The organism is Kamptonema formosum PCC 6407 (assembly GCF_000332155.1).
Classification (GTDB): domain Bacteria; phylum Cyanobacteriota; class Cyanobacteriia; order Cyanobacteriales; family Microcoleaceae; genus Kamptonema; species Kamptonema formosum.
In genome coordinates this window covers 765,799-790,760 of the sequence record NZ_KB235903.1, presented here as the reverse complement: position 1 = coordinate 790,760, position 24,962 = coordinate 765,799, and the positions used below count along the sequence as shown (strand labels likewise).

Annotated in this window: 22 protein-coding genes; 12 read left to right on the top strand and 10 right to left on the bottom strand. The window is 44.7% G+C overall.

The window, feature by feature from the left end; all coding sequences use genetic code 11:
* The first annotated feature begins 433 nt into the window (after nucleotides 1-433).
* Nucleotides 434-1,018, top strand: coding sequence for a Uma2 family endonuclease (locus OSCIL6407_RS0108535; RefSeq protein ID WP_007355311.1), 585 nt, complete (start codon nucleotides 434-436; stop codon nucleotides 1,016-1,018).
* A 218-nt stretch (nucleotides 1,019-1,236) separates the two neighbouring features.
* Here OSCIL6407_RS0108535 and aroB read toward each other — a convergent pair whose 3' ends face one another.
* Entirely contained in the window at nucleotides 1,237-2,331 is a 1,095-nt protein-coding gene (aroB, locus tag OSCIL6407_RS0108530) for a 3-dehydroquinate synthase (protein WP_007355312.1), read from the bottom strand.
* A gap of 91 nt (nucleotides 2,332-2,422) precedes the next feature.
* Here aroB and petL point away from each other — a divergent pair, with 91 nt between their 5' ends.
* The gene (gene petL / locus OSCIL6407_RS0108525) at nucleotides 2,423-2,524 is read left to right on the top strand and encodes a cytochrome b6-f complex subunit PetL (protein ID WP_019487116.1); all 102 of its coding nucleotides are present in this window, start codon (nucleotides 2,423-2,425) and stop codon (nucleotides 2,522-2,524) included.
* Nucleotides 2,525-2,895: 371 nt separating this feature from the next.
* Here the strand turns inward: petL and OSCIL6407_RS0108520 are convergent, their stop codons facing one another.
* On the bottom strand, nucleotides 2,896-4,491 hold the full coding sequence (locus OSCIL6407_RS0108520; RefSeq protein WP_007355314.1) for a B12-binding domain-containing radical SAM protein: 1,596 nt from the start codon (nucleotides 4,489-4,491) through the stop codon (nucleotides 2,896-2,898).
* 218 nt (nucleotides 4,492-4,709) lie between these two features.
* On the opposite strand from OSCIL6407_RS0108520, the gene OSCIL6407_RS34070 reads away from it, so the two are divergent.
* Nucleotides 4,710-4,955: a hypothetical protein gene (locus tag OSCIL6407_RS34070; RefSeq protein ID WP_148288843.1), complete on the top strand. Its 246-nt coding sequence runs from the start codon at nucleotides 4,710-4,712 to the stop codon at nucleotides 4,953-4,955.
* On the opposite strand, the gene OSCIL6407_RS0108515 is transcribed toward OSCIL6407_RS34070, so the two are convergent.
* Complete coding sequence (locus OSCIL6407_RS0108515) at nucleotides 4,946-5,962, bottom strand: glycosyltransferase family 2 protein (RefSeq protein ID WP_007355315.1); 1,017 nt, start codon at nucleotides 5,960-5,962, stop codon at nucleotides 4,946-4,948. The genes OSCIL6407_RS34070 and OSCIL6407_RS0108515 overlap by 10 nt on opposite strands.
* 369 nt (nucleotides 5,963-6,331) lie before the next feature.
* On the opposite strand from OSCIL6407_RS0108515, the gene OSCIL6407_RS0108510 reads away from it, so the two are divergent.
* Nucleotides 6,332-7,096 carry an HpcH/HpaI aldolase family protein gene (locus OSCIL6407_RS0108510; protein ID WP_007355316.1) on the top strand — a complete coding sequence of 255 codons (765 nt, stop codon included), beginning with the start codon at nucleotides 6,332-6,334 and terminating at the stop codon, nucleotides 7,094-7,096.
* 134 nt (nucleotides 7,097-7,230) lie between these two features.
* Nucleotides 7,231-7,899: a 2OG-Fe dioxygenase family protein gene (locus tag OSCIL6407_RS0108505; RefSeq protein WP_007355317.1), complete on the top strand. Its 669-nt coding sequence runs from the start codon at nucleotides 7,231-7,233 to the stop codon at nucleotides 7,897-7,899.
* Between the two features lie 538 nt (nucleotides 7,900-8,437).
* Here the strand turns inward: OSCIL6407_RS0108505 and OSCIL6407_RS0108500 are convergent.
* From OSCIL6407_RS0108500 to OSCIL6407_RS0108470, 6 genes are all read right to left on the bottom strand, one after another.
* Nucleotides 8,438-9,022 (bottom strand): DUF2382 domain-containing protein, encoded by a 585-nt coding sequence (locus OSCIL6407_RS0108500; protein WP_007355318.1) that lies wholly within the window; start codon nucleotides 9,020-9,022, stop codon nucleotides 8,438-8,440.
* A 141-nt stretch (nucleotides 9,023-9,163) separates the two neighbouring features.
* On the bottom strand, nucleotides 9,164-10,012 hold the full coding sequence (locus OSCIL6407_RS0108495; protein WP_007355319.1) for a DUF2382 domain-containing protein: 849 nt from the start codon (nucleotides 10,010-10,012) through the stop codon (nucleotides 9,164-9,166).
* A 310-nt stretch (nucleotides 10,013-10,322) separates the two neighbouring features.
* Entirely contained in the window at nucleotides 10,323-11,939 is a 1,617-nt protein-coding gene (locus tag OSCIL6407_RS0108490; RefSeq protein WP_007355320.1) for a glycoside hydrolase family 10 protein, read from the bottom strand.
* Nucleotides 11,940-12,164: 225 nt separating this feature from the next.
* Nucleotides 12,165-12,563, bottom strand: coding sequence for a photosystem II protein Psb27 (gene psb27, locus OSCIL6407_RS0108480; RefSeq protein WP_007355321.1), 399 nt, complete (start codon nucleotides 12,561-12,563; stop codon nucleotides 12,165-12,167).
* A gap of 552 nt (nucleotides 12,564-13,115) precedes the next feature.
* Entirely contained in the window at nucleotides 13,116-14,303 is a 1,188-nt protein-coding gene (recF, locus tag OSCIL6407_RS0108475) for a DNA replication/repair protein RecF (RefSeq protein ID WP_007355323.1), read from the bottom strand.
* A 169-nt stretch (nucleotides 14,304-14,472) separates the two neighbouring features.
* On the bottom strand, nucleotides 14,473-17,295 hold the full coding sequence (locus OSCIL6407_RS0108470) for a cation-translocating P-type ATPase (RefSeq protein ID WP_173401169.1): 2,823 nt from the start codon (nucleotides 17,293-17,295) through the stop codon (nucleotides 14,473-14,475).
* 1,641 nt (nucleotides 17,296-18,936) lie between these two features.
* Between OSCIL6407_RS0108470 and OSCIL6407_RS0108465 the strand changes: the two genes are divergently transcribed.
* The 6 genes from OSCIL6407_RS0108465 to OSCIL6407_RS0108440 all read left to right on the top strand — a co-directional run bounded on the left by OSCIL6407_RS0108465 (nucleotide 18,937) and on the right by OSCIL6407_RS0108440 (nucleotide 23,519).
* Complete coding sequence (locus OSCIL6407_RS0108465; protein WP_007355326.1) at nucleotides 18,937-19,458, top strand: phycocyanin subunit beta; 522 nt, start codon at nucleotides 18,937-18,939, stop codon at nucleotides 19,456-19,458.
* Nucleotides 19,459-19,560: 102 nt separating this feature from the next.
* Nucleotides 19,561-20,049 (top strand): phycocyanin subunit alpha, encoded by a 489-nt coding sequence (cpcA, locus tag OSCIL6407_RS0108460; protein WP_007355327.1) that lies wholly within the window; start codon nucleotides 19,561-19,563, stop codon nucleotides 20,047-20,049.
* A 460-nt stretch (nucleotides 20,050-20,509) separates the two neighbouring features.
* Nucleotides 20,510-21,379 (top strand): phycobilisome linker polypeptide, encoded by an 870-nt coding sequence (locus OSCIL6407_RS0108455; RefSeq protein ID WP_007355328.1) that lies wholly within the window; start codon nucleotides 20,510-20,512, stop codon nucleotides 21,377-21,379.
* A gap of 83 nt (nucleotides 21,380-21,462) precedes the next feature.
* The gene (locus OSCIL6407_RS0108450; protein ID WP_007355329.1) at nucleotides 21,463-21,717 is read left to right on the top strand and encodes a phycobilisome linker polypeptide; all 255 of its coding nucleotides are present in this window, start codon (nucleotides 21,463-21,465) and stop codon (nucleotides 21,715-21,717) included.
* Between the two features lie 189 nt (nucleotides 21,718-21,906).
* Complete coding sequence (locus OSCIL6407_RS0108445) at nucleotides 21,907-22,737, top strand: HEAT repeat domain-containing protein (RefSeq protein WP_007355330.1); 831 nt, start codon at nucleotides 21,907-21,909, stop codon at nucleotides 22,735-22,737.
* 152 nt (nucleotides 22,738-22,889) lie between these two features.
* On the top strand, nucleotides 22,890-23,519 hold the full coding sequence (locus OSCIL6407_RS0108440; protein ID WP_007355331.1) for a HEAT repeat domain-containing protein: 630 nt from the start codon (nucleotides 22,890-22,892) through the stop codon (nucleotides 23,517-23,519).
* A 103-nt stretch (nucleotides 23,520-23,622) separates the two neighbouring features.
* On the opposite strand, the gene OSCIL6407_RS0108435 is transcribed toward OSCIL6407_RS0108440, so the two are convergent.
* Nucleotides 23,623-23,919 (bottom strand): DUF2103 domain-containing protein, encoded by a 297-nt coding sequence (locus OSCIL6407_RS0108435; protein ID WP_007355332.1) that lies wholly within the window; start codon nucleotides 23,917-23,919, stop codon nucleotides 23,623-23,625.
* Nucleotides 23,920-24,236: 317 nt separating this feature from the next.
* Here OSCIL6407_RS0108435 and OSCIL6407_RS0108430 point away from each other — a divergent pair, with 317 nt between their 5' ends.
* A complete protein-coding gene (locus tag OSCIL6407_RS0108430) occupies nucleotides 24,237-24,956 on the top strand; it encodes a hypothetical protein (RefSeq protein ID WP_007355334.1) in 720 nt (239 codons plus the stop codon).
* The last annotated feature ends 6 nt before the right edge of the window (nucleotides 24,957-24,962 follow it).

Genomic DNA, 24,962 nt, shown 5'->3' with positions numbered 1-24,962 from the left:
CCAATGTCTGATTTTCAACCAGCTTAAATTATAGTAATCGCCAAGATAGTTACGACGTTCTTAATTGCTGAAACTATTGCTTTATATTTTTATGACTTACGCAGGGAGTCCGAGAAACCGGGTTTTTGAGAGAATCTGTGGGTGAAGGCGAAGTATTTTCGTCAAAAAACCCGGTTTCTTTGGTTGGATGCGTAATATCATGTGCGGTTAAATACTTGTCATTGCGAGCGAAGCACTTGTCATTGCGAGCGAAGCGAAGCAATCGCAAGGCCTCTGCGATTGCTTCGCTTCGCTCGCAATGACAGATTGTAAGTAATTTGCTGAACATCAGATAAGTCCTGATTTTATTTTTCTTCTACTCTTGTAGATAATTAAAGCACTTCTGCTTTCTGCTATACAATGAACATAGGCCGGTCAGTTGAGGAATACCATCATGCCTATGACCATTGCTGATGTCTGTGAAATCCAAGCACAACTCGAAGCCAATGGTAAAGACTATCAAATAGAGCTACATGATGGAGAAATTATCATTATGGGGCCATCAGATATTGTTGCTAGCGAAGTTGGAGTTCGCTTAATTGTCCGACTGATGTTGTGGGTAGAATCGCGACAGCTTGGACGAGTATTTGACTCTAGCGGTGGATTTATTTTACCCAATTCCGACCTCACAGCCCCCGATGTCGCCTTTGTTTCCCGTCAGCGATTACCCCGCAGTGTCCGATATTTTGCTGAAGTTGTACCGAATCTCGTCGTCGAAATTAAGTCCCAAAGCGATCGCATTCCCAAACTTCAAGCAAAGTTACAAATGTATCTAGAACAGGGTGCAGAAATTGGCATTTTGGTCGATCCCGATCGCGAATGGGTGGAAGTCTATCGCCCCGATGGATCGATTCAGAGTTTTGGCAATAACGATATCCTCACATTACCAGATTTGTTGCCAGGTTGGGAACTCTCGATCTCTGACCTTTGGCCCCCCGTATTTGATGAGGAAGAGGTTAAAACTCCAATTACAGATTAAACTGAGTCCGCTACGCCTATTAGTCCGCGTAGGCGGACTTTGTTTGTGTAGGCGCGATTTCAATCGCCGGGATATATCCGCGTATAATCCGTTTCAATCGCCGGGATATATCCGCGTGTAATCCGTTTCAATCGCCGGGATATATCCGCGTATAATCCGTTGCAATCGTCGGGATATATCCGCGTATAATCCTTGTAATTTGTCTAAATCCGCGATCGCTACCCCATTCTTCCCAACACTAACCGAATTATATCAGCAGTTACCCGATCCGTAATTGTCACCACACCAATCTGGGTCGGCAAAATAAACCTTACTTTGCTATCTTGCACCTTCTTATCAGTTTGCAAAGTCTCTAAAATTTCCTCAATATCTAAACCTGGTGGCAACTTTACAGGCAAACCTGCCTTTTGAATCAAAGCCAATTGTCGGCGATCGCACTCACTATCCCACATCCCCAACTCTACCGCCAATCCACTCGCCGCTACCATCCCAATCGCTACCCCCTCACCGTGATTTACTACCTTATAACCAGTTACACTTTCTATGGCATGACCAATAGTATGACCGTAATTTAAAATCGCTCTCAATCCCGATTCTTTTTCATCTTTACTTACCACATCAGCCTTAGCTTGGCAAGACTTACTTAAAATTTCTGGTAACAAATCGGCGGGAAAATAACGCATTTGATCTAATCGCTTGCACTTTTCCAATTGTGTAAATAAATCTGCATCCCAAATTACGCCATACTTAATAACTTCCGCCATACCTGCACGCAATTCTCGCGGTGGCAAAGTCTTCAAAACCTCTGGATCGATTAATACTAATCGCGGTTGATGAAAAGCACCAATTAAATTTTTACCTTGGGGATGATTAACGCCTGTTTTGCCACCAATGGAAGCATCAACCATTGCTAGCAGAGATGTTGGCACTTGCACCACATTAATACCACGCAGCCAAGTTGCGGCCGCAAAACCCGCCATATCGCCAACAACGCCGCCTCCTAAAGCGATAATAGTTGAGGAACGTTCGAGGCGATGTTCCAAGGCTGAATTGTAAATTCTTTGCAGACCCGTTAAAGTTTTATATTGTTCGCCTACGGGGAGGATATGACTGGCGACTTCAAAGCCTGCTTTTTGTAAAGATGCGATCGCCTTTTCCCCATAGTGGCGAAATATCATCTGGTTAGAGACGACTAAGACTTTTTTGCCTAAATTTAGAGCTCCTATCTGCGTGCCGAGTTCGTCTAAACCGCCAGATGCGATCGCAATATCGTAAGATTGCGACCCTAAATCAACACGAATAACTGACTGCATGGTAAAACCTAAATCTTAATATCCCCTTTGGGGTGTATTGTAGCGCACACCATGTTTCAATAGTTGTTATTGATTTTATGGAGCAATGTAAATGACTATCAGTGGAGCAATAGCTTATTTTGTGATGTTCGGCGGTATGCTGGGTGTTGCCACCGTACTTTTGTTTGGTTTGCGTGCAGTTAAGCTGATTTAATAAATACTCCAGGCGAATAGAATTCGCGGCTACACAAACGAAGTCCGCCTGCGCGGATTATAGAAATGCAACCCGCGTAGGCGGGTTTTGTCTGTGTAGACGCGGTTTCTAACCGCCACCTTTCTTGGCGAATAGAATTCGCGGCTACACAAACGAAGCCCGCCTGCGCGGACTGTAGAAATGCAACCCGCGCAGGCGGGTTTTGTCTGTGTAGACGCGGTTTCTAACCGCCACCTTTCTTTCTTGGCGAATAGAATTCGCGGCTACATAAACGAAGTCCGCCTGCGCGGACTATAGAAATGCAACCCGCGTAGGCGGGTTTTGTCTGTGTAGATGCGGTTTCTAACCGCCACTTTCTTTCTTACGCGATATTACGCGATCGCGCGTTCTTTTTCCTCAACAGGTGCAACTGTTTGCTGCTGTACCTGTTGCTTTTCATTAGCCAGATACTCAACCAATTGAGCCTCAATTTCATCCCGCACAATTTGGCGGTATTCTAAGAAGTGTTCGTTATGAGCGCAAACTGTTAAATAATGCTCCCACACAGCCGGATTGCGTTTAATAATGCTGAATAAATGATGCCAGAACATCCAGCGAGTATTACGCTTAATTCCTTGTCGCCAAATGACGATACCAAGAGCTCGTAAGTCAATTAAATCAGGCATTTTAAACGGCTTTTTCACCTTCGGCGCACCTAGCATTAAGAAGTGGCGATAAGTGCGATCCAAATACTTCTTAGGATCGTAAACATCACAAAATGCCTCGACATATTCCCGCGCAATATCTTCTAAAGGTCGCGTGGGAATAAAATTCATTAAAGTTGTCTGATTCAAGTTACCAGCTTTACCGCGCAACCGTCCTTCTTTTTCTAGCCTGTGCCACAAAGCCGTATGAGGCAAAGCCTGTAACATTCCAAAAGTTGTGCTGGGAATTGCCGCTGCTTCTGCAAAGCGCACAATTCGCGAACCGGCCCCCGGTTTTTCGCCGTCGAAACCAATAATAAATCCAGCCATTACGCGCAAGCCAGATTTAGTAATTGCCTCCATTGATTCCACTAAAGAATTCCGAGTATTTTGGAATTTCTTAGTCATTTGCAAGCTTTCTTCGTCCGGGGTTTCAACTCCCACAAATACAGCATTAAAGTTACACTCTACCATCAAGTCCATTAGTTCTTGGTCTTGAGCTAAGTCAATGGATGCTTCGGTGTTGAAAACAAAGGGATATTGACGTTCTTGTTGCCAAACTTTTAACTCTTTTAACAGCAGTTTGACATTACGTTTATTGCCGATAAAATTGTCATCTACCATGAAAACGCCACGCCGCCAACCCAATTGATAGAGAAATTCTAATTCTGCTATTAATTGTTCTGGCTCTTTCGTGCGCGGTTTGCGACCGTAGAGTACGATAATATCGCAGAATTCGCACTGGAAGGGGCAACCCCGCGAAAACTGGATGGACATTGAATCGTAGGCGTTTAGTTCCAGTAAGTCGAAACGCGGGACGGGGGTGGTGGTAACGTCGGGTTTTTCGCCGCCGGATCGGTATATACCGCTGGTTTCGCCACGCGCGATCGCCTCTACGAACATCGGTAAAGTGATTTCACCTTCGTCTAAAATCAGGTAATCTACCCCTGCTGCTTGGGGTTCCTCTGGTAGGGAAGTCGGGTATGGCCCCCCACAGGCGACTAATTTACCACGCCGCTTAGCTTCGCGAATTTGCGCCAGCAAGTCCTCTTTTTGGACGATCATCGCGGAACAAATGACGAGTTCGGCCCATTGCCATTCCTCTTCTGTTATTGCTCTAATGTTGCGATCGACTAACTTGAATTCCCATTCTTGGGGAAGGATGGCCGCGACTGTGACTAAACCCAGAGGGGGTAGCAATACCTTACGGTTGACGAGTTCTAGGATTTTTTCGTAAGACCAAAAGGTTTTGGGAAATTCGGGATAAACCAGTAAAACTCGCATGATTAAACTCCTCACACTGGGATTTATAACTAGGGACTAGGGGCTAGGGGCTAGGGGCTAGGGGAAGAAGGGACTAGGGGCTAGGATGCTCAGGGCTAGGGGAAGAAGGGACTAGGGGCTAGGATGCTCAGGGCTAGGGGGAAGAAGGGAAGAAGGGAGCGAAGGGGAAGATGGGGATAGAATCAAGGGTTTCATGAATTCAGAAGTTCCTAAAGGCCTTGGCGGTTGTATATGTCTTTTGGGGTGGAGTGCAGGGGAAATACATCAAAATTTTGCGATCGCTAACATTGAAAGTCTATACCATTAGCCGTAGGGTGGGCGCGGCGATCGCCAGATCCGACTTGAAAAAATATCTTCAAGTCGTAACGCCCACACTACAAGGATTTAGTCTAACTTGCAACCCCCCTTTTAATAGCCTTTGGGCGATTGACTGCGTAAGTCCTAACTATTCTAGCTATTCCTGAATAGCTGCTTCTGCTGAAGTTGCTGCTTTGTATTCGATTAACTTGCTGGGTCGTCGCAATAATCTACCTAAGTGAAACTGGATCTGACCCTGTAGTTGCGGAAATTTCCCTAAACTGCAAAATATTGCATACAAGACCGCTGCCTTTTTTCCTAAACTACGCTGCTGCATATAAGTATAAATCCGATAGGTCAATAACGGGTAAGCGCTCAATAGCAACAAACTCCAGCCATGAGTTAGCCAGACCCCAGCCAATGCTATTACTGGCAAAATCAACCCCCAAAACCAAATGCTGCGGCTTTCTTTCACCCAGTGACGTTCGGGCTCCTTTCCGTGTAACCAGGCTCCCTCAGCGTAGGCGTAGCCAGCTCTCTGAGAACGTTTCCACCACTGCCGAAAAGTGGTAATTTGCGCGTCGTGGAGGGTCATTTCTGCGTCTAAGCGGAGGATTTTCCAACCTTTTTGGCGCGATCGCAAACAGAGTTCCGGTTCTTCCCCTGCAATTAAACCAGGATTGAACCCCCCTACTGCTTGGAAGGCTTGAACCCGCATCAAAGCATCACCACCGCAGGCTTTAGCTTCGCCAACGGGTGTATCCCATTCGATGTCGCACAATTGATTATAAATCGATGCTTCCGGGAAACGTTCGCGTCTGCGGCCACAAGCGATCGCGACATCTGGTTGAGCTAGGAGTTCTTGATAGGCGCGATCGATCCATCCTGGTACTAACTCGCAGTCGCCGTCAACAAATTGGACAAATTCGACTTGGGGAGACACTTGTAGCAGATGTGCAAACCCTGCATTCCTAGCACGCGCAGCGGTAAAGGGTGCAGACAAGTCGAGTTCAACTACATCCGCAGATAGCGATCGCGCTAAATCGACACTCCCATCTGTCGAGCCCGAATCAACATAGACTGCGATCGCCACATTACCTTGAGCCGATAGCAAACAGCGACGGAGGCGATCGCCTTCATTGCGTCCAATTACAACTAATCCTACTAAATTCAAACTGCACCTCTTAAATTTAATCCCAGGATTGAAAAATAATTTTACTACTTCAAGTCTTTGCGATCGCTTCACTACCTTTGCAATGACATTGTGACAAATTTTTACCGTACCACGAGCAACGTCCCTTTAGAGGTAGGAGTGTCCAGTTGATTTCACTGTAGACATTATTTCATAAAATTAATAACCCAGGAGTATATTTATCCTGTAAGGCATTTTAATTTAGATGGCATCGCCACAGTCTTCTTCCTTTCTTGTTGATACTCAAAAATTCTTAAAACTATAGCCACCTTCTTAGCAGTTAGAACGTTGTGAATTCCTGTCACCCTAGATTAAGAGTCCCTTCTTCCCTAGCCCCTAGCCCCTAACTCTATGCGTCCAAACCACCTCAAACGCAAACTCAAACAAGGCGAAATAGTCCTTGGCCCATTTATGAATTGCGCCTATCCCGCCTTCATCGAAATCTGCGGCCATGCAGGATTTGACTTCGCCATAATTGACATGGAACACGGCCCCATCAACCCACTCGTTGCTGAAGACCTCTGCCGCGCAGCAGACTGTGCAGGAATTGCCCCCATTGTCCGCGTTCGCAAAAACGACGGCCCCCAAATTCAACGTGCCCTCGACATTGGTAGCGCAGGTGTCCAAGTTCCGCAAATCGAAACCAAACTCGACGCAGAAACCGCTGTCCAAAACGCCAAATATAGCCCCCTCGGTAGGCGAGGTCTTTCCTTCGCCACGCGGGCCGGACTTTATACCGCCGCAGGTACAGGTATCACCGATGAACTTAATGAAGAATCTCTAGTGGTGATTCACATTGAAGGCAAACGCGGCATCGATAACCTCAAAGAAATCGTTAAGGTTCCCAATCTTGACGTAATTTTTCTCGGCCCTTATGACATTTCCCAATCTCTCGGCATTCCCGGCCAAGTCCGCGACTCCCGCGTGATTGACTTAATGGAAGCAGCAGTAAAAACCATTCGCAACGCAGGCATTGCTGCTGGCACTTTTGCCGATAATCCTGAAATTGCCAAGCAGTGGATTGATGTAGGAGTTCAGTACATCGGCCTCGGCGTAGACGTGGCAATCTTCCTGCGGGCCTGTCAATCATTGGTTAAAGCTGTGCGGAATTTCTAGGCAATCTTCACCATAACTTTGCAAACTTTGTATTGAGCTTAGCTGCATTCACAAAAAAGCTACTCTATACTGGAGATATACACCTCCTTAAGGAAAACTTAAGATAGGGATCAACGCTAAAATTATAAAATCCTATGAAAACCTTACTGGGATCGACAGATTTGGATTATGCTTTCATGTTTACCTTTAAAAAGGTAAACTCGATTAAGCTAGAAGGTTTTAAGCAATTCTTTGATGATTTACCTATCGATCCTTACATCAAAGGTAAGTATCGCTCTCGAAGATTATCGCGCTTCATGGTTAACGGCAATGAATTAATAAAGTTACCTCACGGCTACCTTTTCCAAAGTAAAGAATACAATCCCATAGTGGGGGATATTAAAAGAGATTTTGCTGAATTAGATGATGAAATGGTCGCGCAGGATATCTTTAAACATCTGGTCTTAGCTTTTACTGATTCCTGTAAACTTCATCCAGAAGCGGAAATCGGAATTCATCAAATTAGAACTACTTGTTCTCTTAATAATTTTGGCAATCCTGCACCTGAAGGTATCCATCAAGACGGGACTGATTTTGTTGGCATTTTCTCGGTTGACAGAACTAATATTCTTGGTGGAGAAACACATCTTTACATGGAGAGAAAGGAAAAACCCGTATTTAAGAAAGTCCTGAATCCGGGAGAAATGCTGTTAGTAAATGACCATGAATTTTTCCACTTTACTACTCCGATTAAACCCGAATCTGCGGCTGTCGGGACAAGGGATGTGTTTGTGCTAACTTCCCCAAGTTTGCTGACTAATTAATTATAGGTAGGGACTAGGGGCTAGGGGCTAGGGACTAGGGGAAGAGAGGAATAGAATCAATGGTTTTGACCATAAGCGAGTGTTCTCACTCTCTTGGCGATTGCTAGAATTTTTATTCTCTCATTGCGAGTGAAGCAATTTTATTATTCTGTCATTGCGAGCCAAGCGCAGCGCAGTTGCGAGGAGTTGCGAACGTAGTGAAGCAAACTAATCTGAGGGTGTTGCGAGGTACGAAGCAAACTAAGCCCGAAGCAATCGCAAAGGCTTAAGATTGCTTCGCTTCGCTCGCAATGACAAGTTACATTTTTATCTGTTAATCGGCATTCGCGGCTGTGCTGTTTTCCACATTAAATCTATTTCTTCGGGCGTTAATCCGTAAGCTTGGTTAACTAATTCCGATCGGCATTGTTCGAGTTTCAATGCTTCAGCTTTTCTCGTTCTTACTTCTGGTACATACCGTATAAATTTTATCTAACCAATCTTACAACAAATGCCAGGGATTCGTCAACCCTAAAATAAATTTTTAGTGATTTTGTTTTCAACTTTCGTAGCTGTCAAACCAATTTTGGTAAGTTTCCTGAACTTGGTTATTTTCCAGAACAATTTCCAATCGGACTTTAGCACATCCGTGATGTGGCTGGCTGGCGATCGCACTTAAAACGTTACTAGCTTTTTGTACCGAAGTAAATTCAGCACTGACAGTAGGCTGAGCGTTAGCATCCGCCATTTCTGCCAATTCTATGCCAGTAACCTGGCCTTCACCTAAATCAATTTCTGCAAGCCGCTCAGGTACTTCCCCCACTCGTTCAATAATCAGTTTCTCACGGCGGACAGGAACCTCTACCATCCGTGTTTCCACTTCTTTGCGGACAATGACTTCCCCTACTTTCCGCTTACCGCGATTAACAACTAAACGTTCTTCTAGGAGCGTGATTTCCTTTTGCTCCACTGTTTCCGGTATCGCCATTAATTCTGCAATTTCGGAAGGATCGATGGCTTCCTGATTGTCTACTATATTTGAGCTAACTTCCAGAGGATTCTCTGCCATAATCGGCTCTACTACAAGGTTATTGTGGAGTTGTTTTTTTATAGATTCAAGTTCTTTATTAGACGCTTCGCTCATGGCTTTTTACCTACATAAATCTTTGTTAAAATTACAGGCAGAGCTGAGAAAATGCCCTGCCTGCATTGCCTTTAAAGACTTTACTGCTTAGATATCTCAACATCAATTGAGCTATCTCTTTAACCATTGGTGGTTAAATTTTTAACGCATTTTGTTGTCAACAACTGGCTCGCCATTGGTTGTAACGTCTAGCTCTTGGCGGCGCAATGTTTCTTCACCCTCAACAGTGTCCCGGATAACTTCTTTTCTGACATTGACTTGCTCGCGCACAAAAGCTTCTTTGTGAATATCAGCGGTTTCTTCGTAAACTTCCATCCGCGCAACTTCTCCTTCTTGGAAGTCAACAGCGCCGACAGGTACTTCTCGACCCGCGTCTGCTGGTGTCCTGCGCTCAATCACAACCCGCTCTTTTTCAATAGGCACCGAAGCGCGTGCTGTTTCAGTTTCTACTCGCTTGCCAACTGCAACTTCACCTGTTTTTTGGCGGTTTTTATTCGCAATCAAACGTTCTTCATACAATTTCAGAGTTTGATGATTTTGCTCATTTGTATCGTAGAGAGGGCGGTCTAGATCGTAGTTGTAGGTACTGCGATCGTAGTCACTAGAAATGGGAGCAGCGTAATCAGCTTGATTGCGATAAACTCCTCTGATCTGCTCTTCTTGTTCGTAATCTAGCGATTCTAGCTCATTGTAAGGAGGTAATTGTTCTACTTGGTCTTTATTGCGAATCCCAATAGCAAATACGCGCCGCGCTCCATAATCGATGCGAGCCGAACCGATGGGAAGCAATACTTTCTTGCCAAAAATCCAAATTCCGGTATCAATTACTAAATAACGAAAGCGACCAGTTTCATCAACTAGAGCGTCGTAAACGCTACCAATTTTCTCGTTAGAGTCGCCGCCATAAACATCAAAACCTTTAATGTCATCCCCTGCAAAAATCTCTTCCTTATAGTTAGGATAAAAGTCTGCCAGCTTTAAAAGTGTCATGTTTTTTCCCTCTTGTATCAACATATATAAAGCTTAAAAAATTATTAGTTATTCTCCATCTTCCTAAAGTCTGAACTGTTAAATTACTCTTTATTAATCCTTTTGAGTAGTTGTTCTGGCTCTGGCAAGGATGAGGAGATTGCTCTACCAAACTCAGCTAGTTATAGCTAAAGAAAGAGGGGAAATAGGATGGGTGCAATTGTTGCAGCAATTAAGAACTTCCTCTAATTCTCTTCCCTTCTTTCCCCTCTTTCCCTAGCCCCTAGCCCCTAGCCCCTAGCCCCTAGCCCCTAACCGCCTTGGCGGTTGCTTACATCCGACAAGAACGCCGAGCTCGATCGTCCTGTGGTTCTTGCCAGCCATAAGAAAAATGACTGATAGCATTAATTTGCGGCGCAGCATTGCGAATCGCCTGCATTTGAATTTCTAACGAAGGACGATTCTTCACAGGCTGACCCCAACCGCCTGCGATCGCAGGTATAATTAAAGCTCCTGGTGGTGCCATACTCACTACCCGCTGCACCTGCGGAATAATGCAACTCATATCTCCACAAGCACCGTAAGACATCGCGTGAAATTCCATTGAAGCCGGGAAACTATCCCAAGGTTGCAATCGCGAATCAAACCCCCCTGAATTTATCCTTCTATTCCCATCAGGAAAAAACACCGCTCCCACAGGTAATCCCATCCTCTGAGCGGGTTGAATTGCTAAGCCTAAAAACTCTAAAATCCCTTGCACGGCATGACCAACAGTTAGCGTCCACAAATCATTTTGTAAAATTGCAGGGTCAACAAGTTTTGGGGGCGGCACTTCTGGCTTGCCAGGAGCAGGTTTTTTGGGTGGTATAGTTGGAGAATTAGACTTACCTGAAGTCGGAGTTATTGTCGGCTTTGGCTCAGGTAAAGGAATCCGCCCTGGCCACAGGGGTTCTTTCTCTTTCGGATAAAGTTTGTTAGTAGCTTGCACGTCATTAAGATTAACAAATCCCCGCGCCAAATAGCGTTGAATTATATCCCGCCCTTGTTGATTTTGAGCGCGTTGTAACAGCACTTCTTGAGAAGCTTGACCGTAAATCCATAAATCTTGAACCTTAGTCGCAACAGAAGCTCCACCGACCCCACGCATATAGCGAACATAATCAAATAACATTCCATTTGGTCGGCGCTTCAGCAATTGATTAATCATCACAGAATAATCTTGTCGAGCTTGCCTACTGTAGGGGTCAATAAAGGCGTAATTTTCCTGACTTTCTACTATTTGGTCAGAGCTATTATTGTCTTGACTAACTGTTAAAGTTGTCTGATTTTTGCCGTTACGAGCAAGCGCTTCCTGTTTATCAGGACGTTGAGCATAAGTATAGCCAAAATTCATCGTAAATAGCCAACCATAAACCTTTAAACCCCGCTGTTTACCCTTAGCGATCGCTTTTGCCAAGATATCGAATTTTTCATAGCCAGGAGTTCGGAGTACAGAAGGCCAAGCGGTGGGATTGTCGGCTGCTGGTAATAACACTTGACCATCATAAAATGCTTCTAAATAGACTTGGTTATAGCCTTGATTAACAATTTTATCTAAAACTCTGTCTATTTCCCCGGGCCTCGCATCGCAGGGATATAAACGCAACCAAATTGCCTGAGTTTGCGGCCAAGTTCTAGTGCGGCACTCTGTCATTTGTCGTGCGTGTTCAGCCAAAATCGAAAAATAGGCTTGCTGAGCTTCTGGCTTTCCTGTTAATGCTTCTTGGCGTAAATTTTCTTTTTGCTGAACATCATTTGGTGATAACTTACAGTAGCTTAAAGTTTCCGCTTGAGCGGGTTTGTTGAGGATGAAGGGGTGGAAAAGGCTACTGGTTAAAATCGCAGCAACCGCGCTCAATATCTGCCGCTGGCGTTGAGGCGTGGTGTTCCGAGTTAAGGCAAATTTCATAAGGCAATCAGAAGATGGCTCGCAAGGGAGTAAAAGGACAGGATTCAATAGTTATTCAGCACCCTGCCAAACTTTTCAGCATTATCGCACACTTAAAAAACGCCCTTGGAGAACGGGCGTAAAAATGACTAGGACTTTCCTGTGAAAGTCCTTAAATGTGAAGGATGAAGCCTGAAAATACTTAATTTCTGCCCCAAACTTCATCCTTCAAATTTCCTCGATCGCTCAAGCTCCTCGCTTCAATGCAGCTTCTACCTGCTGAAATTCGGATTCTAGGCGCTTCTTCAATTTGTCCGGCAGAGGACGGTTGGGATAGGAACTGTAATGTCCAGCTAAAGAATTCAATGCTGTTCGCATTGTTGTAAAGGATGTAAGCTTGGTCAGCGTTCCATCCCGGCGGTAAGTAGCGGCAAAATCATTGATTTTTTGACGCGCATCTGCTTGAGCGGGGGCCTTATCTGGGGAATTGTCTGGTAAGGCGATCGCTGTTCTCAAACTGTTGACTAATCCTAATGTGTCTTGGCGATAATCTCCAGTCAGAGTGGACGGGACATTGGAACAGCCGATTAAGCCGATGACAACCACCAAAACCAAGGCTAGCAGGCGGGAAACATAGTGCTTCATAAAAAACTCGGTATGTGGGAAACGACACGGTGGTTTTAACCACCGTGAATCTTTTTTGTCCATTACCGCCTTGGGATTGTTTAGCTTGGTGTACTTTTGTAATGTACTTTCGATGGGACAATTACCATCTCAAACCTCGCAATCCTGTACGCATAATGTTTTGCTCTTTCGAGCCTCCCTTGCGGGGTGATGTTAGCTTCGCCAATGTTTTAAGAGCTTGTTAAACCTGCAACACTGTTTCAGTGACTTTAAAACTGTTTAATTGCAGATGACAGAGCGGAAAACTAGCTTCGCATTCGCCGGTGTCGTGACTCAAAAAACGTAGCCACTTAAGGCTTAGGCTGGTCAGAATAGCTTGCAACTTCTTACAAGCTCAGTGGCTTGAGCCCTGAGTTCCTGACAAGACTCATTAGAAATGGAACGGAAAATCCGTAATTAAATTTAACTTTCATCCTATCTTGATTTGGGGATCGCAGAACTAAATTACTATCAAATTATCTGGACATACCATTAAATATTTAATCTGTCAATCTACAATCTTAAATATAAACTTTAAATTTGAGTGATTTGTCCAGCTTGGACTGATAAAATTTGGGTTTGCTGCAACCACTGGGCATCAAAAGCACCTAAATGGGTAGTAGTAATTAGAGTTTGAAATCGCTCTTGAATAGTCTCTAAAAGTTGATTTTGGCGATTGAGATCTAGTTCTGCAAGTACATCGTCAAGCAATAATAGGGGAGGTTCGCCAACAACTTCTTCAATGAGTTGTAATTCGGCTAATTTTAATGCTAATACTAGAGTGCGCTGCTGACCTTGGGAACCGTATTGACGAGCAGGAGTATTATTAATAGTAAAAGAAATATCATCTCGGTGAGGGCCGACTAAGGTAGTACCTTGGTAATATTCGGCGATCGCTCTTTCCCTAATTTTATCTAAAAAAGCTTGACGTACTCCTTCAAGACGATCGCGAGCAATTAATTCTTGGATTACTTCTACATTAGGTATGTACTTAACATCTAAAACCTCCATACTACCACTAATTGAGCGATGCCAACTTTGAGCTAAAGGGATTAACCGCTCTAAAACGCGATCGCGTCTGCGGATAACACGAGCTCCCGCAGTTGCTAATTGTGCATCCCATAAAGCTAATTCGGAATTGGTAATTGGTGATTGGTAATTAGTAATTGGTGATTGGTAATTGGTGGTTGGTAATTCTCCTTTGTTCGCTTGCTCTTTCTCTCGCCTCAAAAAAGCATTTCGCTGCCGCAGAATTTGGTTATATTGCTGTAAAATGTGAGCATAGACAGGTTCTAATTGCGTGACTAAGCGATCGATCCAGTCCCGCCGATGTTCTGGGCTACCTCGCACTAAATCTAAGTCTAAACTCGAAAACTGTACTGTATTGAGTACGCTCAAAAAGTCTAAATGCCGACGCAGAGGTTCGCCGTTGAGTCCAACAGTGCGCCTTCCCTGATTGCGAAGGGTTAAAGTTAAATCAATTATCCCAGTTTGCCGTTCTAAGCTAGCATCAATTTGCCCTATGGGTTTAGCGTCAAGGATTAAATCGCGATCGCGTGTTGCTCTATGGCTTTTGAGAGTTGAAAGCAACTCTACTGCTTCTAATAAATTAGATTTTCCTTGAGCATTATTGCCAACCAAAATTGTTTTAGGAGCATCAAATATTACCTTCTGATCTCGGTAGTTGCGAAACTGTCGGAGGTGGATACTTCTCAAATACATCAGAATAGTTAGTTGTTAGTTGTTAGTTGATAGTTGTTGGTTGATAGCTATTGATTTATTAGGTGTTAATTTTTAAATTCTAATTTTTAATTTTTAATTAATTAGAGTTGGGTTTCGCTATGCTCCACCCAAACTACTAATTCTTTATTGTATTTCTACCCAGCAAATCCTAATGCTGAGATTTACGGTAAAAGCGCACAAACAGCTTTTCCATTTCAATCCAAACAAACATCAACGCACTGAAACCAAAGCAAATAGCAAGTTCCATCGGACTCAAAATCTGCGTGCCGAAGAAGTCTCTCAGGAAAGGAACATAAATCAACATTAGCTGCAAAATAGTAGTGACAATTACAGCTCCCCAAACAAAGAGATTAGTCATCGGGTTTAACTCAATGGTTAGTTGAGTATTAGAGCGAATCGCGATCGCGTGTCCCATCTGAGCTAAACAGAGAGTTGTAAACACCATCGTCTTCCAAGTGTCTCGATCGCCCGTATACTCAGGAGCGTGAGTAAAGCTATAAGCCCAAGCCATCATCGCGATCGTGATAATTGCAAAAACAATCCCGATGCGAACCATATATAGACCTAACCCTCTGGCAAAAATACTTTCGCGGGGGCTAAAAGGAGGTCGCTTCATTACATTTGGCTCCGCTGGTTCCACTGCCAAAGCTAAAGCAGGAACGCCATCTGTAACTAAATTCATCCACAAAATTTGTAAAGGCGAGAGGGGAACTCCTCCCAAACCTATTAAAGGAGCGGCTGCAATTGTCAAAACTTCGCCAATGTTGCTACCCAAAATGTACTTAATAAAGCGGCGAATATTGGTGTAAACAACTCGCCCTTCCTCAGCGGCGGCGACAATGGTGGCAAAGTTGTCATCGATCAGCACCATATCGCTAGCTTCCTTGCTGACATCGGTGCCGGTAATACCCATTGCAATACCGATATCTGCTTGCTTGAGGGCGGGAGCGTCATTTACGCCGTCCCCTGTCATGGCGACAAATTTGCCTAGACTTTGCAAGGCTTTAACTATTCGCAGTTTGTGTTCTGGGGAGACACGGGCGTAGACGCTGACGCTACTAACTAACTCCTTGAGTTCTTCTTGACTGAGCCTTTCTAATTCTTGACCGGTGAGGACGCGATCGCCTGCTTGGGCAATTCCTAAATCGATCGCGATCGCCTTTGCCGTTAACTGGTGATCGCCTGTAATCATCACGGCGCGGATACCACCGTCGCGACACTTTGCCACTGCGTCCCTTACTTCTGGTCGAGGTGCGTCTAGCATACACACCAGCCCTAGCCAAACCATCTCTGTCTCGCTAGTTTCTTCAGAAGCTTCTGACGGCAAGCTTTCCCAAGATTTATAAGCCAAACCAAGTACGCGCAGGCCGCGACTTGCCATGTCATTATTTTGCTCTAGGATGCTGGTGCGAACTTCATCAGTGAGAAAATCGGCGCGATCGCCCGTGACAATAGATTTACAGCGCTCCAAAATCAATTCTGGAGAGCCCTTGGTAAACATTAAATAATTTGCCTCTTCCTCATTTTCCAGAGGTACAGCCCATTTCCCTCCATGTCCTGGCATTTCGCAAATCACGCTCATCCGCTTGCGTTCCGAGGAGAAGGGGAACTCTGCCACGCGAGGTAAAACTCTAGCTTGCTGTTCCCTGTAAATCCCGGCTTTTCCCGCCAAGGAAAGTAGAGCTCCTTCTGTGGGGTCGCCTAAAATTATCCATTCGCCCTTTTCTTGCTGCAATACTGCATCATTACAGACTGCACAGGCGACGAGTATAGATTCGAGTTCGGGATATTCTTCTAAATTCTCAATTTTGTTAGAGGCGCTATCCATGAACTCGCCGATGGGGGCATAGCCTTCCCCAGTCAGGGCCGCCCTGTAGCTGGCGGTATTGACTCCCTGAACTACCATCTTATTTTGAGTCAGGGTACCGGTTTTGTCGGAACAAATCGTGGTGACGGAACCTAAAGTTTCTACTGCTGGCAGTTTGCGGATTAGGGCGTTACGCTTGACCATCCGCCTAGTTCCTAGTGCCAGAGTGACTGTGACTACGGCTGATAGACCTTCGGGAACGACGGCCACTGCCATACTTAGGGAGACTTCTAGCAGTTCTTCAAATCTACTGGTATCGAACCCCAGCCCGCCGCCATCAAATTTGAGCATTCCGCCAATGACGACGATGGCAACTAAGCCCAGGGCTCCTGAGACTAGAACGTTTCCTAGCTGAGTCATCCGCTGTTGTAGCGGTGTTGGTTCGCTTTCTACGGACTGGAGAAGGGCGGCAATTTTACCCAGTTCCGTATCCATTGCGGTGCCGGTGACGATCGCCTTTGCCCTGCCTTGGACTACTTCTGTGCCTTGAAAAATTAAGTTGATGCGATCGCCTAAAGATGTATCTTCTTTGAGTTCTACCCCAGCTTGTTTGGTGACTGGTACAGCTTCCCCTGTGAGGGCCGATTCTCTAACTTGCAAGTTGGATGCTTCGATCAGACGGCCATCGGCTGCTACTTTTACCCCGGCTTCCAGCAGCATGATGTCTCCCGGTACGAGTTCTTTGGCGGTAATTTCCGAAATTTTGCGATCGCGCACTACTCGCACTAGGGGAGAAGCTAGGTTTTTGAGGGCAGCGAGGGCTTTTTCGGCACCGCTTTCTTGGAGATAGCCCAAGATACCGTTAAGGACGACTATGGCAAAAATCGCGATCGCGTCTTTGGGGAAACTGTTACTTCTGATGTCCAAAATAGCCGAAACTACAGCCACGCCCATCAGCATCAACAGCATAATGTTGGTGAACTGGTCGATAAAAATCGACAAAGGGCTACGCCCTGCTATCTCTTCGAGTTCGTTCGGGCCGTATTGCTGCAAGCGTTGTGACACCTCTTGAGCGCTCAGACCAGTGTCGGGGTCGCTGCTTAGCTGTTGCAGGGTTTTGTCAATTTCTAGGCTGTGCCAAGCTAACGGAGAATTTGAAGGCATAGTTTGAGGATGGGGCATTGGGCTTAAGGCATTGGGCTTGTGGGGTTTGTTGTGGGAGAAAAAAGGAAGCAGGAGGGAGAAGAAAAATTGCGTATTTCTCTCTGTGTGTCCGCTTACTTTCCTCCGGCTGAATAACTTTGACCCACCACTACATAAAAATTAGCAATTTTTTGGGGTTTTACCCAAGTAGTTGTGGTCAATCCTTTGAGTCCAAGGATTTTAACTCTTACACCGCAGCTTGACTACTGGCGGGAGTCTTGACCTTTGACTTGTAATCTTCCCTAATCGTGGCACTTTTGTAAACTAAAGTAAAGAAATTGGAATTTCGGGTCGTGATTAGTGTACGCAAAAACGACTCCAATCGCTACTAGGATCATTAGAATTAAAATATATTCGAGGCGCAACTTGATTCACTCTTTTTCTCATGAAATATGTGGTAATAGCGACTTGATTCGCTGTATTTATAACATTAGTTAAGGTGTAATTATATGTATGAAATCGAGCGGTGACAGTAAAACAAAAAGCGAGACTTGTCAAACAGCACTACCAAGAATGTTATCCTTTACACTCACGTACACATGGGTACGAGATCGGCTTTTTTACCTTGTAAATGCTACTTTTGATGAATATAAATGCTATCTAAATGTTGGTTGCTTGAGAGATTGTCGTTAAAACTGCGAGAGAATTCTAGGGGCAGAACTATTTGGTATGATTAGGGCGAGCGGGCTATTATTTGTGAAAATTACTACGATAAATCGCGGAATGATACCCACTATAACAGTTAACTAGGATTGGGTACAACCTCCCGCTCGTTGGTTAGAAAGTAGCATTCATCGGTACTTATTACTAGAGCAAGAGAGCGGATGGTTAGGGAAAGCTTAGAAAGTAGCTTTCACTAATATTTAGCAATGCAAGGGAGGAAATAGTCACAGAATGTTTGGGTCGCGTATCTGGTGCTAGACTATAGTCATGGTTCGGATGGTATTTTTAAGTCCTAGTAGCCGCTCAACTTCCTAACTAAAACATCGGGAGCCGCTCAAGTCACTACGACAATATTCAAATATTTCGTAGTAGTCCCTTTCACCGCTTCTTACATACTAAATTTTAATTTAGTTTACATTACTTAACAAAACGGGGAGTAAGGGGCATCGCCCAAGGGCGATCGCGCTTTAGGTCTTTCCTGCCCAATCCCTACTCTGCCCACTTAAGGTAGAGCTGAAGCTCCTAGACTGTTGAAGCTCTGCAAGCGCATCTATCAAAAGGAGTAAATTTTAGAGCTAAGTCCTACCACTTTTAATCTATGAAAAAAGATTAAATTCCGTAATAATTTGTAATAAACAAACGCTCGACATCATTGTATAAAGATTATCTGAAGGGTTAAGACAACAGGCGAACAGTTAATAAAAACACTGATTGACAAGGTTTGTTACCTCTCATAAACGGTGTAAAATTCTCTAAGGTTTCTTAAGAGCCCGTTGCCAGGCAGGAAAAAGCCAGAGCAGAGGCAAAGACAGAAACCAAGCCTGCCAGCCTAGTAGCTGGGGTCTGTATTCAACCTTTCCAGGCTCTCTAGCAGCCTGAATCGATTTTAACTGAACAGTTTTGTATCGTAATTAAGTCCAAAAGTAGGAGAGTTCGTTCATGAGTTTTGACGCATTCACCAAAGTGGTTTCCCAAGCTGACGCTCGCGGCGAATTCCTCGCCAACAGTCAATTGGATGCCCTGAGCAGCATGGTTGCAGATGGCAACAAGCGCATTGATGCAGTTAACCGGATTACCGGCAACGCTTCCAGCATCGTTGCTAACGCAGCTCGTTCTTTGTTCGCCGAACAGCCCCAATTGATCGCTCCTGGCGGTAATGCTTACACCCACCGTCGTATGGCAGCTTGCTTACGCGACATGGAAATCATCTTGCGTTATGTCACCTACGCAACTTTCGCAGGCGATGCCAGCATTTTAGACGATCGCTGCTTGAATGGTCTCCGCGAAACTTACCAAGCTCTGGGAGTTCCCGGTGGTTCTGTTGCAGCCGGTGTCCAAAAAATGAAGGAAGCAGCGATCGCGATCGTTAACGATACCAATGGCATCACTCGTGGTGATTGCAGCTCCTTGGTTTCTGAAATCGGTGGCTACTTCGACCGTGCTGCCTCTGCTGTAGGCTAAAAAGCCCTGTCGGTCATATTCTGTAAGACGCGAGCGATCGCATCTGCACAAAACAAACTTGTTACGAACACCAAAGCAAAACACTAGGGAGATACCTCAACAATGAAAACCCCTTTGACTGAAGCAGTGACAGCCGCCGATTCTCAAGGCCGCTTCCTGAGCAGCACCGAACTCCAAGTAGCTTTCGGTCGCTTCCGCCAAGCCACCTCTGGCTTAGAAGCCGCCAAATCCTTGAGCGCTAACGCTCAGCGCTTGACCGATGGTGCAGCTCAAGCAGTGTACAACAAATTCCCCTACACCACTCAAATGCAAGGGAATAACTACGCCTCTGATGCTCGTGGTAAAGCCAAGTGCGCCCGCGACATCGGTTACTACCTGCGCCAGATCACTTACTGCTTGGTTGCTGGTGGTACCGGCCCCATCGACGAGTACCTGATTGCAGGACTCGACGAAATCAACCGCACATTCGAGTTGTCTCCTAGCTGGTACGTTGAAGCCCTCAAGTACATCAAAGCTAATCACGGTTTAAGTGGCGACGCTGCCTCTGAAGCTAACTCCTACATCGACTACGCAATCAACGCCCTGAGCTAGATCGCGCTCGTGATGCCCGGAAAGGTAAGCTGCTGTTAGCAAATAGGTTAGCGGTTGTTTACATTCCCGGGCATCTTCGGTTTTCAGTAGATGCTGCAAAGAGCAATAAACAAGTTTTCTGGTTGGAAGTTAATTAAGAGCAAACCGATAAAAAATTGACTGTATGCGGCAGTATCATAAGCATTTCCCTAGCTAAATCAGGGACACAGTTCTTTATCAGTTGCCCATTAACTGTTTTGCCGCCAACAGTTAAAAGTTAACGACCAACAACTGGCTGTAAGATTTTAGATTTTTAATTTTGGATGATTTTTTGGGAACAAGCCCCTAGCTTTAGCAAGGGAAAAGTTTGCTTTTTCTGAAATTTTTAATCTCTCTATTTGTGTATTAGGGATAAATCCAAAATCTAAAATCTAAAATCCCAAATCGAAGAACGATATTGTGAATCACAGGAGGATTTGACGTGCCTATTACCGCTCAAGCATCAAGACTAGGAACATCAGCTTATAGCGATGCACCCAAGCTTGAATTGCGTCAAAATTGGACTAAAGAAGACGCACAAGTTGTGATTAAGGCTGTTTATCGTCAGCTATTGGGTAACGACTACGTAATGAAATCAGAGCGTCTAGTCGGTGCTGAGTCTTTGCTGTCTGATGGTAGCTTGACAGTACGGGAATTTGTCCGGGCTGTGGCGAAATCGGAACTGTACAAAACCAAGTTTTTCTACAACAGTTTCCAAACCCGGTTGATTGAACTTAACTACAAACATTTGCTAGGTCGCGCTCCCTACGATGAGTCGGAAGTGATCCATCATTTGAATTTGTACCAATCTCAAGGTTACGATGCTGATATTGATTCCTACATTGACTCTGTAGAGTATCAAGAAAACTTCGGTGAAGATATTGTGCCTTACTGCCGAGCCTTTGTCTTTCAACGAGGACAAAGATCTGTTGGGTTTACCCGCATATTCCGCTTATACCGGGGCTATGCTAATAGCGATCGCGCTCAATTAGAAGGTAACTCCTCTCGCCTAGCTGGAGAACTTGGTTCCAACACGGTGAGTGCGATTATTGGGCCCTCTGGCGGCAACGACGGCTGGGCTTATCGTCCTTCTAGTGCCAACGTTACTCCTAGCACTGGTTTAGGTGGCGCAGCAGCTTACGGCAAAGAAGGTCGTTTGTACCGCCTTGAAGTGGCAGGTATTCGTGTTGGCGGATATCCCAGTGTGCGCCGCAGCAGCAGGGCTTTCGTCATACCTGGCGAAGCACTACTCAATGAAATGCAGAAAATTCATCGCCTGGGTGGCAGAATTGCCAGCGTTACTGCTATTTAGTTAACAGTTAACTGTTAAATGTTAACTGTTAAGCATTGGCAATTTGGTTGATAAATCTTCAAAAGTTGGAAGTGAAAAGCACAATGTTGAGTCAAAACGTAGCTGGAAAACCAAGCACTTCCTCGTCTAGCACTCGCTGCTTTCGCTATGAAGTGACTGGCTTGCGCCAAAATGAAAACACGGCTCACAATGACTATCAGATTCGCTCTGGCAGTACATTAATCGTCGTGCCTTACAGCCGGATGAATCAGGAAATGGAACGGATTGCTCGCTTAGGTGGAACAATTGTTAGCATTCAACCATTGACAAATGGTGCGGTCGAAGCCGAGCAGAACTAATAGCTAATAGCTAATAACTAATTGCTAATAGCTAATTACTGATTGCTAGTTATGTAAATTAGCATTTGGGAATTAGTTGTTAGCAATTAACCATTTATAGCAGAAGTCTGAAAGAAAAGGCGATCTAAATTAATGGTTTTAGTAATTAAAAATTTTCTCACCCTCTTGGTGATTGCTAGATAAAGAATTATGGAGTATTCAGAAGCAGGTTTGCCACCGGAGATGAGTGGGGCCGAGTCTTTAACGGTGGATGTGGCGATCGCGAATTTGAGCCACCAAGATTATAGCCTTCGCTATTATGCCGCCTGGTGGATTGGTCGGTTTCGAGTTAAGGAACCAGAGGCAATTGCAGGTTTAATTGCCGCTTTGGAAGAAGAGTCAGAACTGACTCTAGCGGGGGACTATTCCCTACAACGCAATGCAGCGCGGGCATTGGGGAAACTGGAAGATAAACAAGCGATACCGACGCTGATTAAATGTTTAGAATGCTCCGACTATTACGTGCGGGAAGCGGCGGTACAGGCATTAGAAATGCTAGGCGATCGCACGGTCATTCCGGCACTGGTAAAATTGCTAGAAGGGGGTTTGGCCGCTGCGGTGCGAGTACCAGGAAAACCTCACTTAGTACAGCCTTATGATGCCGTGATTGAAGCATTAGGAACCCTCCAAGCTCGATCGGCAACAGACTTAATTGCCCCATTTCTAGACCATCCTGTAGAACGGGTACAATACGCTGCTGCGCGAGCAATGTACCAGTTAACAGGTCAAGCAGTTTATGGCGATCGCCTAGTTCAAGCTTTAGAGGGCGGTGATTTGCAATTGCGGCGATCGGCTTTAATGGATTTAGGAGCGATCGGTTATTTGCCCGGAGCTGTGGCGATCGCAGAAACTTTAGCAGAAAATAGCCTTAAACTGATTGCTCTTAAAGGAATATTAGAACACCACCTGAACCAAACACCATCCCTCTATTTATCTGATGAATCTGTCCAAGTAATGACCCTGATGGATAGTTTGCTCTAAAGTTCTCTCTCTTAATGTTTACAGGACTTAGTAACAGCAACGAAAAATCGAGAGTAGCAATTGCTTCGGGCTGGCTTCCTACCCTTAGATTAGTTCCCTTGGGTCGTAATGACAGAAAATAGTAGTGAGTAAGTAAGTCTTAACATAAATAAATGGTAATAGAACTAATTCGTGAAGTTGAAAAAGCAGATTCAGCCGATAGCTTATTAAATGCAGTTAAAGCTTTAGCTGCAACTGGTTCAGAGAGCGCAATTCCCACTTTAATTACAGTTCTCGGCTATAACAACCCCGGTGCCGCAGTTGCAGCCGTTGAAGGTCTAATTCAAGTGGGAGAACCCGCCGTACTGCCCTTACTAGAACAGCTTGACGGCTATAATTACGGTGCTAGAGCTTGGGCAATTCGCGCCTTAGCGGGAGTTGGAGATCCACGCGGTTTAGAGGTTTTAGTAGATGCAGCCATTAATGATTTTGCTCTTAGCGTGCGTCGCGCCGCCACTAAGGGTTTAGGGACGATTTGCTGGCAACAATTGCCACCAGAAAGGGTTGCAGAAGCTCAATTAATAGCTTGCAAAACCCTGCTACAAGCGTCTCAAGACCCGGAGTGGGTGGTTCGCTATGCAGCAGTGGGAGGATTGCAAGCTTTGGCTGCGGCGACAGTGCAGGCTAATTGGTTAGCTGAGGTTTTAGCTCGGCTTGAGGAAATAATCAAGACAGATGAAATTTTGGCAGTTCGGGCTCGTGCAATGTTAGCTAATCAACAATTGCTAATGGCTAATAGCTAATTGCTAATGGCTAATGGCTAATTGCTGATTGCTAATCAAGAGCAGTACGTAATCAATTGAAAACTGATATGTGGGAAGGATTAGTTGAAAATTTTTAACTTTTTCACCCCTTGAGTAAGGCTTGCGCGATCGCACTTTCTAAGTCGCCTTGACTCAGAGTTGTTAATATAAATACCTCTTGTACAGTTTTACCCTGTCTGGCGATTAGTTTAAATCCGCCGCGAATGGGTACTGATACTCTTAATGTTAAGCGGGGAATATGGCCTCTAACATGGCCGATGACGGCTGGAGTGACTGTTTGAATGCCGTTTAGATAGGTGAGGCGCTCTAGGATGGGGATTAAACCGGGGATGTGGGTGGAATGGTTCCAAACTAGGCGGCCTTTAGATGAAGAGTTCATGATATTTTAACCAAAATCAACATACCCAGTCTAGTCCACGCTAGCCCTAGAGTAGTCAAGATGGTAAAGGGAAGGAGTTTTGAGTTGTAGGGGAACAGCCAAGGGCGCGGTAGCCTTCTCTTTAAGATCAGGCCTAACTACAGGATAAGGGAAATGAATTTTCGATAATTCCTTGATTGCTTGCTGAGTATGCGGCACAATTAAATTAATAGTTAAGTTTTTTCACCCTCAGTTGGCACGTTGAACTTGAGGGTATGGGTGCGGTAAGTTAGGATAGTGTCACCATTGATAAAGCTTTACAGCTAGGAATTTTCTTTATGGGGGCGTGGGAAGAGCAAGCAAAGCGAACAAATCAACAAGGAAAGCTCTGGTCAGAAGCTCAGGAGTTTAGTTTTATTGAGGCTCTACAGAGTGCAACCAATGAAGAAGAAGTTAAGGCTGCTTATATCAGAGAGTTTTCTCTACCAGTTAAGACTCAGGAAAGACATGATTTAGTGGTCAATAAGGTTCTATTTGAATTCAAGTATTCAGTCAAACTTGGCGATATAGAGGTTGCAGCAAAGGTTATTGCCCAGGCGATTTATTACATTAATCGATTATTCAAAAAAGGACGTATAAATGAAGCTGAGTATCTTGTAATTGCCGACAAAGACGAAGCTAGATTTTTCAAAGTTGCGGAATTTCAATTATTCTATGAGAGCTGTGAATATCAGTGGGACAATTTTCGTCCAAGTTCCCCCGATCCTAAATTGATCGAAGCTGTTAAAAATTCAAAAATTTTAGAATCTAATAGAATTTATAAACTAACTTCTCAGGATGAATTGCATTTATTTTCAAGTCGTCTTTACAAAGTTTTATCACCTAGTAACTTCATACCTAAGTCTACAGAAAAGTCACGCAAAGCTGACAACTTTTCAAAATCCAAGTTCATGATTGTTGGTTTCATATTCATCGTAATGTTGTCGTTAGGTATTGTTCTAGGAAGCCAACACTACTTCACTCATTTGAATAAATCAATTCCAACCCATAAGGACTAACTATAT

What these genes read in the sequence shown, in the direction of transcription:
- OSCIL6407_RS0108535 (WP_007355311.1), top strand. Translation starts at nt 434, where the DNA reads ATGCCTATGACCATTGCTGATGTCTGTGAAATCCAAGCACAACTCGAA.
- aroB (WP_007355312.1), bottom strand. Translation starts at nt 2,331, where the DNA reads ATGCAGTCAGTTATTCGTGTTGATTTAGGGTCGCAATCTTACGATATT.
- petL (WP_019487116.1), top strand. Translation starts at nt 2,423, where the DNA reads ATGACTATCAGTGGAGCAATAGCTTATTTTGTGATGTTCGGCGGTATG.
- OSCIL6407_RS0108520 (WP_007355314.1), bottom strand. Translation starts at nt 4,491, where the DNA reads ATGCGAGTTTTACTGGTTTATCCCGAATTTCCCAAAACCTTTTGGTCT.
- OSCIL6407_RS0108510 (WP_007355316.1), top strand. Translation starts at nt 6,332, where the DNA reads ATGCGTCCAAACCACCTCAAACGCAAACTCAAACAAGGCGAAATAGTC.
- OSCIL6407_RS0108505 (WP_007355317.1), top strand. Translation starts at nt 7,231, where the DNA reads ATGAAAACCTTACTGGGATCGACAGATTTGGATTATGCTTTCATGTTT.
- OSCIL6407_RS0108500 (WP_007355318.1), bottom strand. Translation starts at nt 9,022, where the DNA reads ATGAGCGAAGCGTCTAATAAAGAACTTGAATCTATAAAAAAACAACTC.
- OSCIL6407_RS0108495 (WP_007355319.1), bottom strand. Translation starts at nt 10,012, where the DNA reads ATGACACTTTTAAAGCTGGCAGACTTTTATCCTAACTATAAGGAAGAG.
- OSCIL6407_RS0108490 (WP_007355320.1), bottom strand. Translation starts at nt 11,939, where the DNA reads ATGAAATTTGCCTTAACTCGGAACACCACGCCTCAACGCCAGCGGCAG.
- psb27 (WP_007355321.1), bottom strand. Translation starts at nt 12,563, where the DNA reads ATGAAGCACTATGTTTCCCGCCTGCTAGCCTTGGTTTTGGTGGTTGTC.
- recF (WP_007355323.1), bottom strand. Translation starts at nt 14,303, where the DNA reads ATGTATTTGAGAAGTATCCACCTCCGACAGTTTCGCAACTACCGAGAT.
- OSCIL6407_RS0108470 (WP_173401169.1), bottom strand. Translation starts at nt 17,295, where the DNA reads ATGCCTTCAAATTCTCCGTTAGCTTGGCACAGCCTAGAAATTGACAAA.
- OSCIL6407_RS0108465 (WP_007355326.1), top strand. Translation starts at nt 18,937, where the DNA reads ATGAGTTTTGACGCATTCACCAAAGTGGTTTCCCAAGCTGACGCTCGC.
- cpcA (WP_007355327.1), top strand. Translation starts at nt 19,561, where the DNA reads ATGAAAACCCCTTTGACTGAAGCAGTGACAGCCGCCGATTCTCAAGGC.
- OSCIL6407_RS0108450 (WP_007355329.1), top strand. Translation starts at nt 21,463, where the DNA reads ATGTTGAGTCAAAACGTAGCTGGAAAACCAAGCACTTCCTCGTCTAGC.
- OSCIL6407_RS0108445 (WP_007355330.1), top strand. Translation starts at nt 21,907, where the DNA reads ATGGAGTATTCAGAAGCAGGTTTGCCACCGGAGATGAGTGGGGCCGAG.
- OSCIL6407_RS0108440 (WP_007355331.1), top strand. Translation starts at nt 22,890, where the DNA reads ATGGTAATAGAACTAATTCGTGAAGTTGAAAAAGCAGATTCAGCCGAT.
- OSCIL6407_RS0108435 (WP_007355332.1), bottom strand. Translation starts at nt 23,919, where the DNA reads ATGAACTCTTCATCTAAAGGCCGCCTAGTTTGGAACCATTCCACCCAC.
- OSCIL6407_RS0108430 (WP_007355334.1), top strand. Translation starts at nt 24,237, where the DNA reads ATGGGGGCGTGGGAAGAGCAAGCAAAGCGAACAAATCAACAAGGAAAG.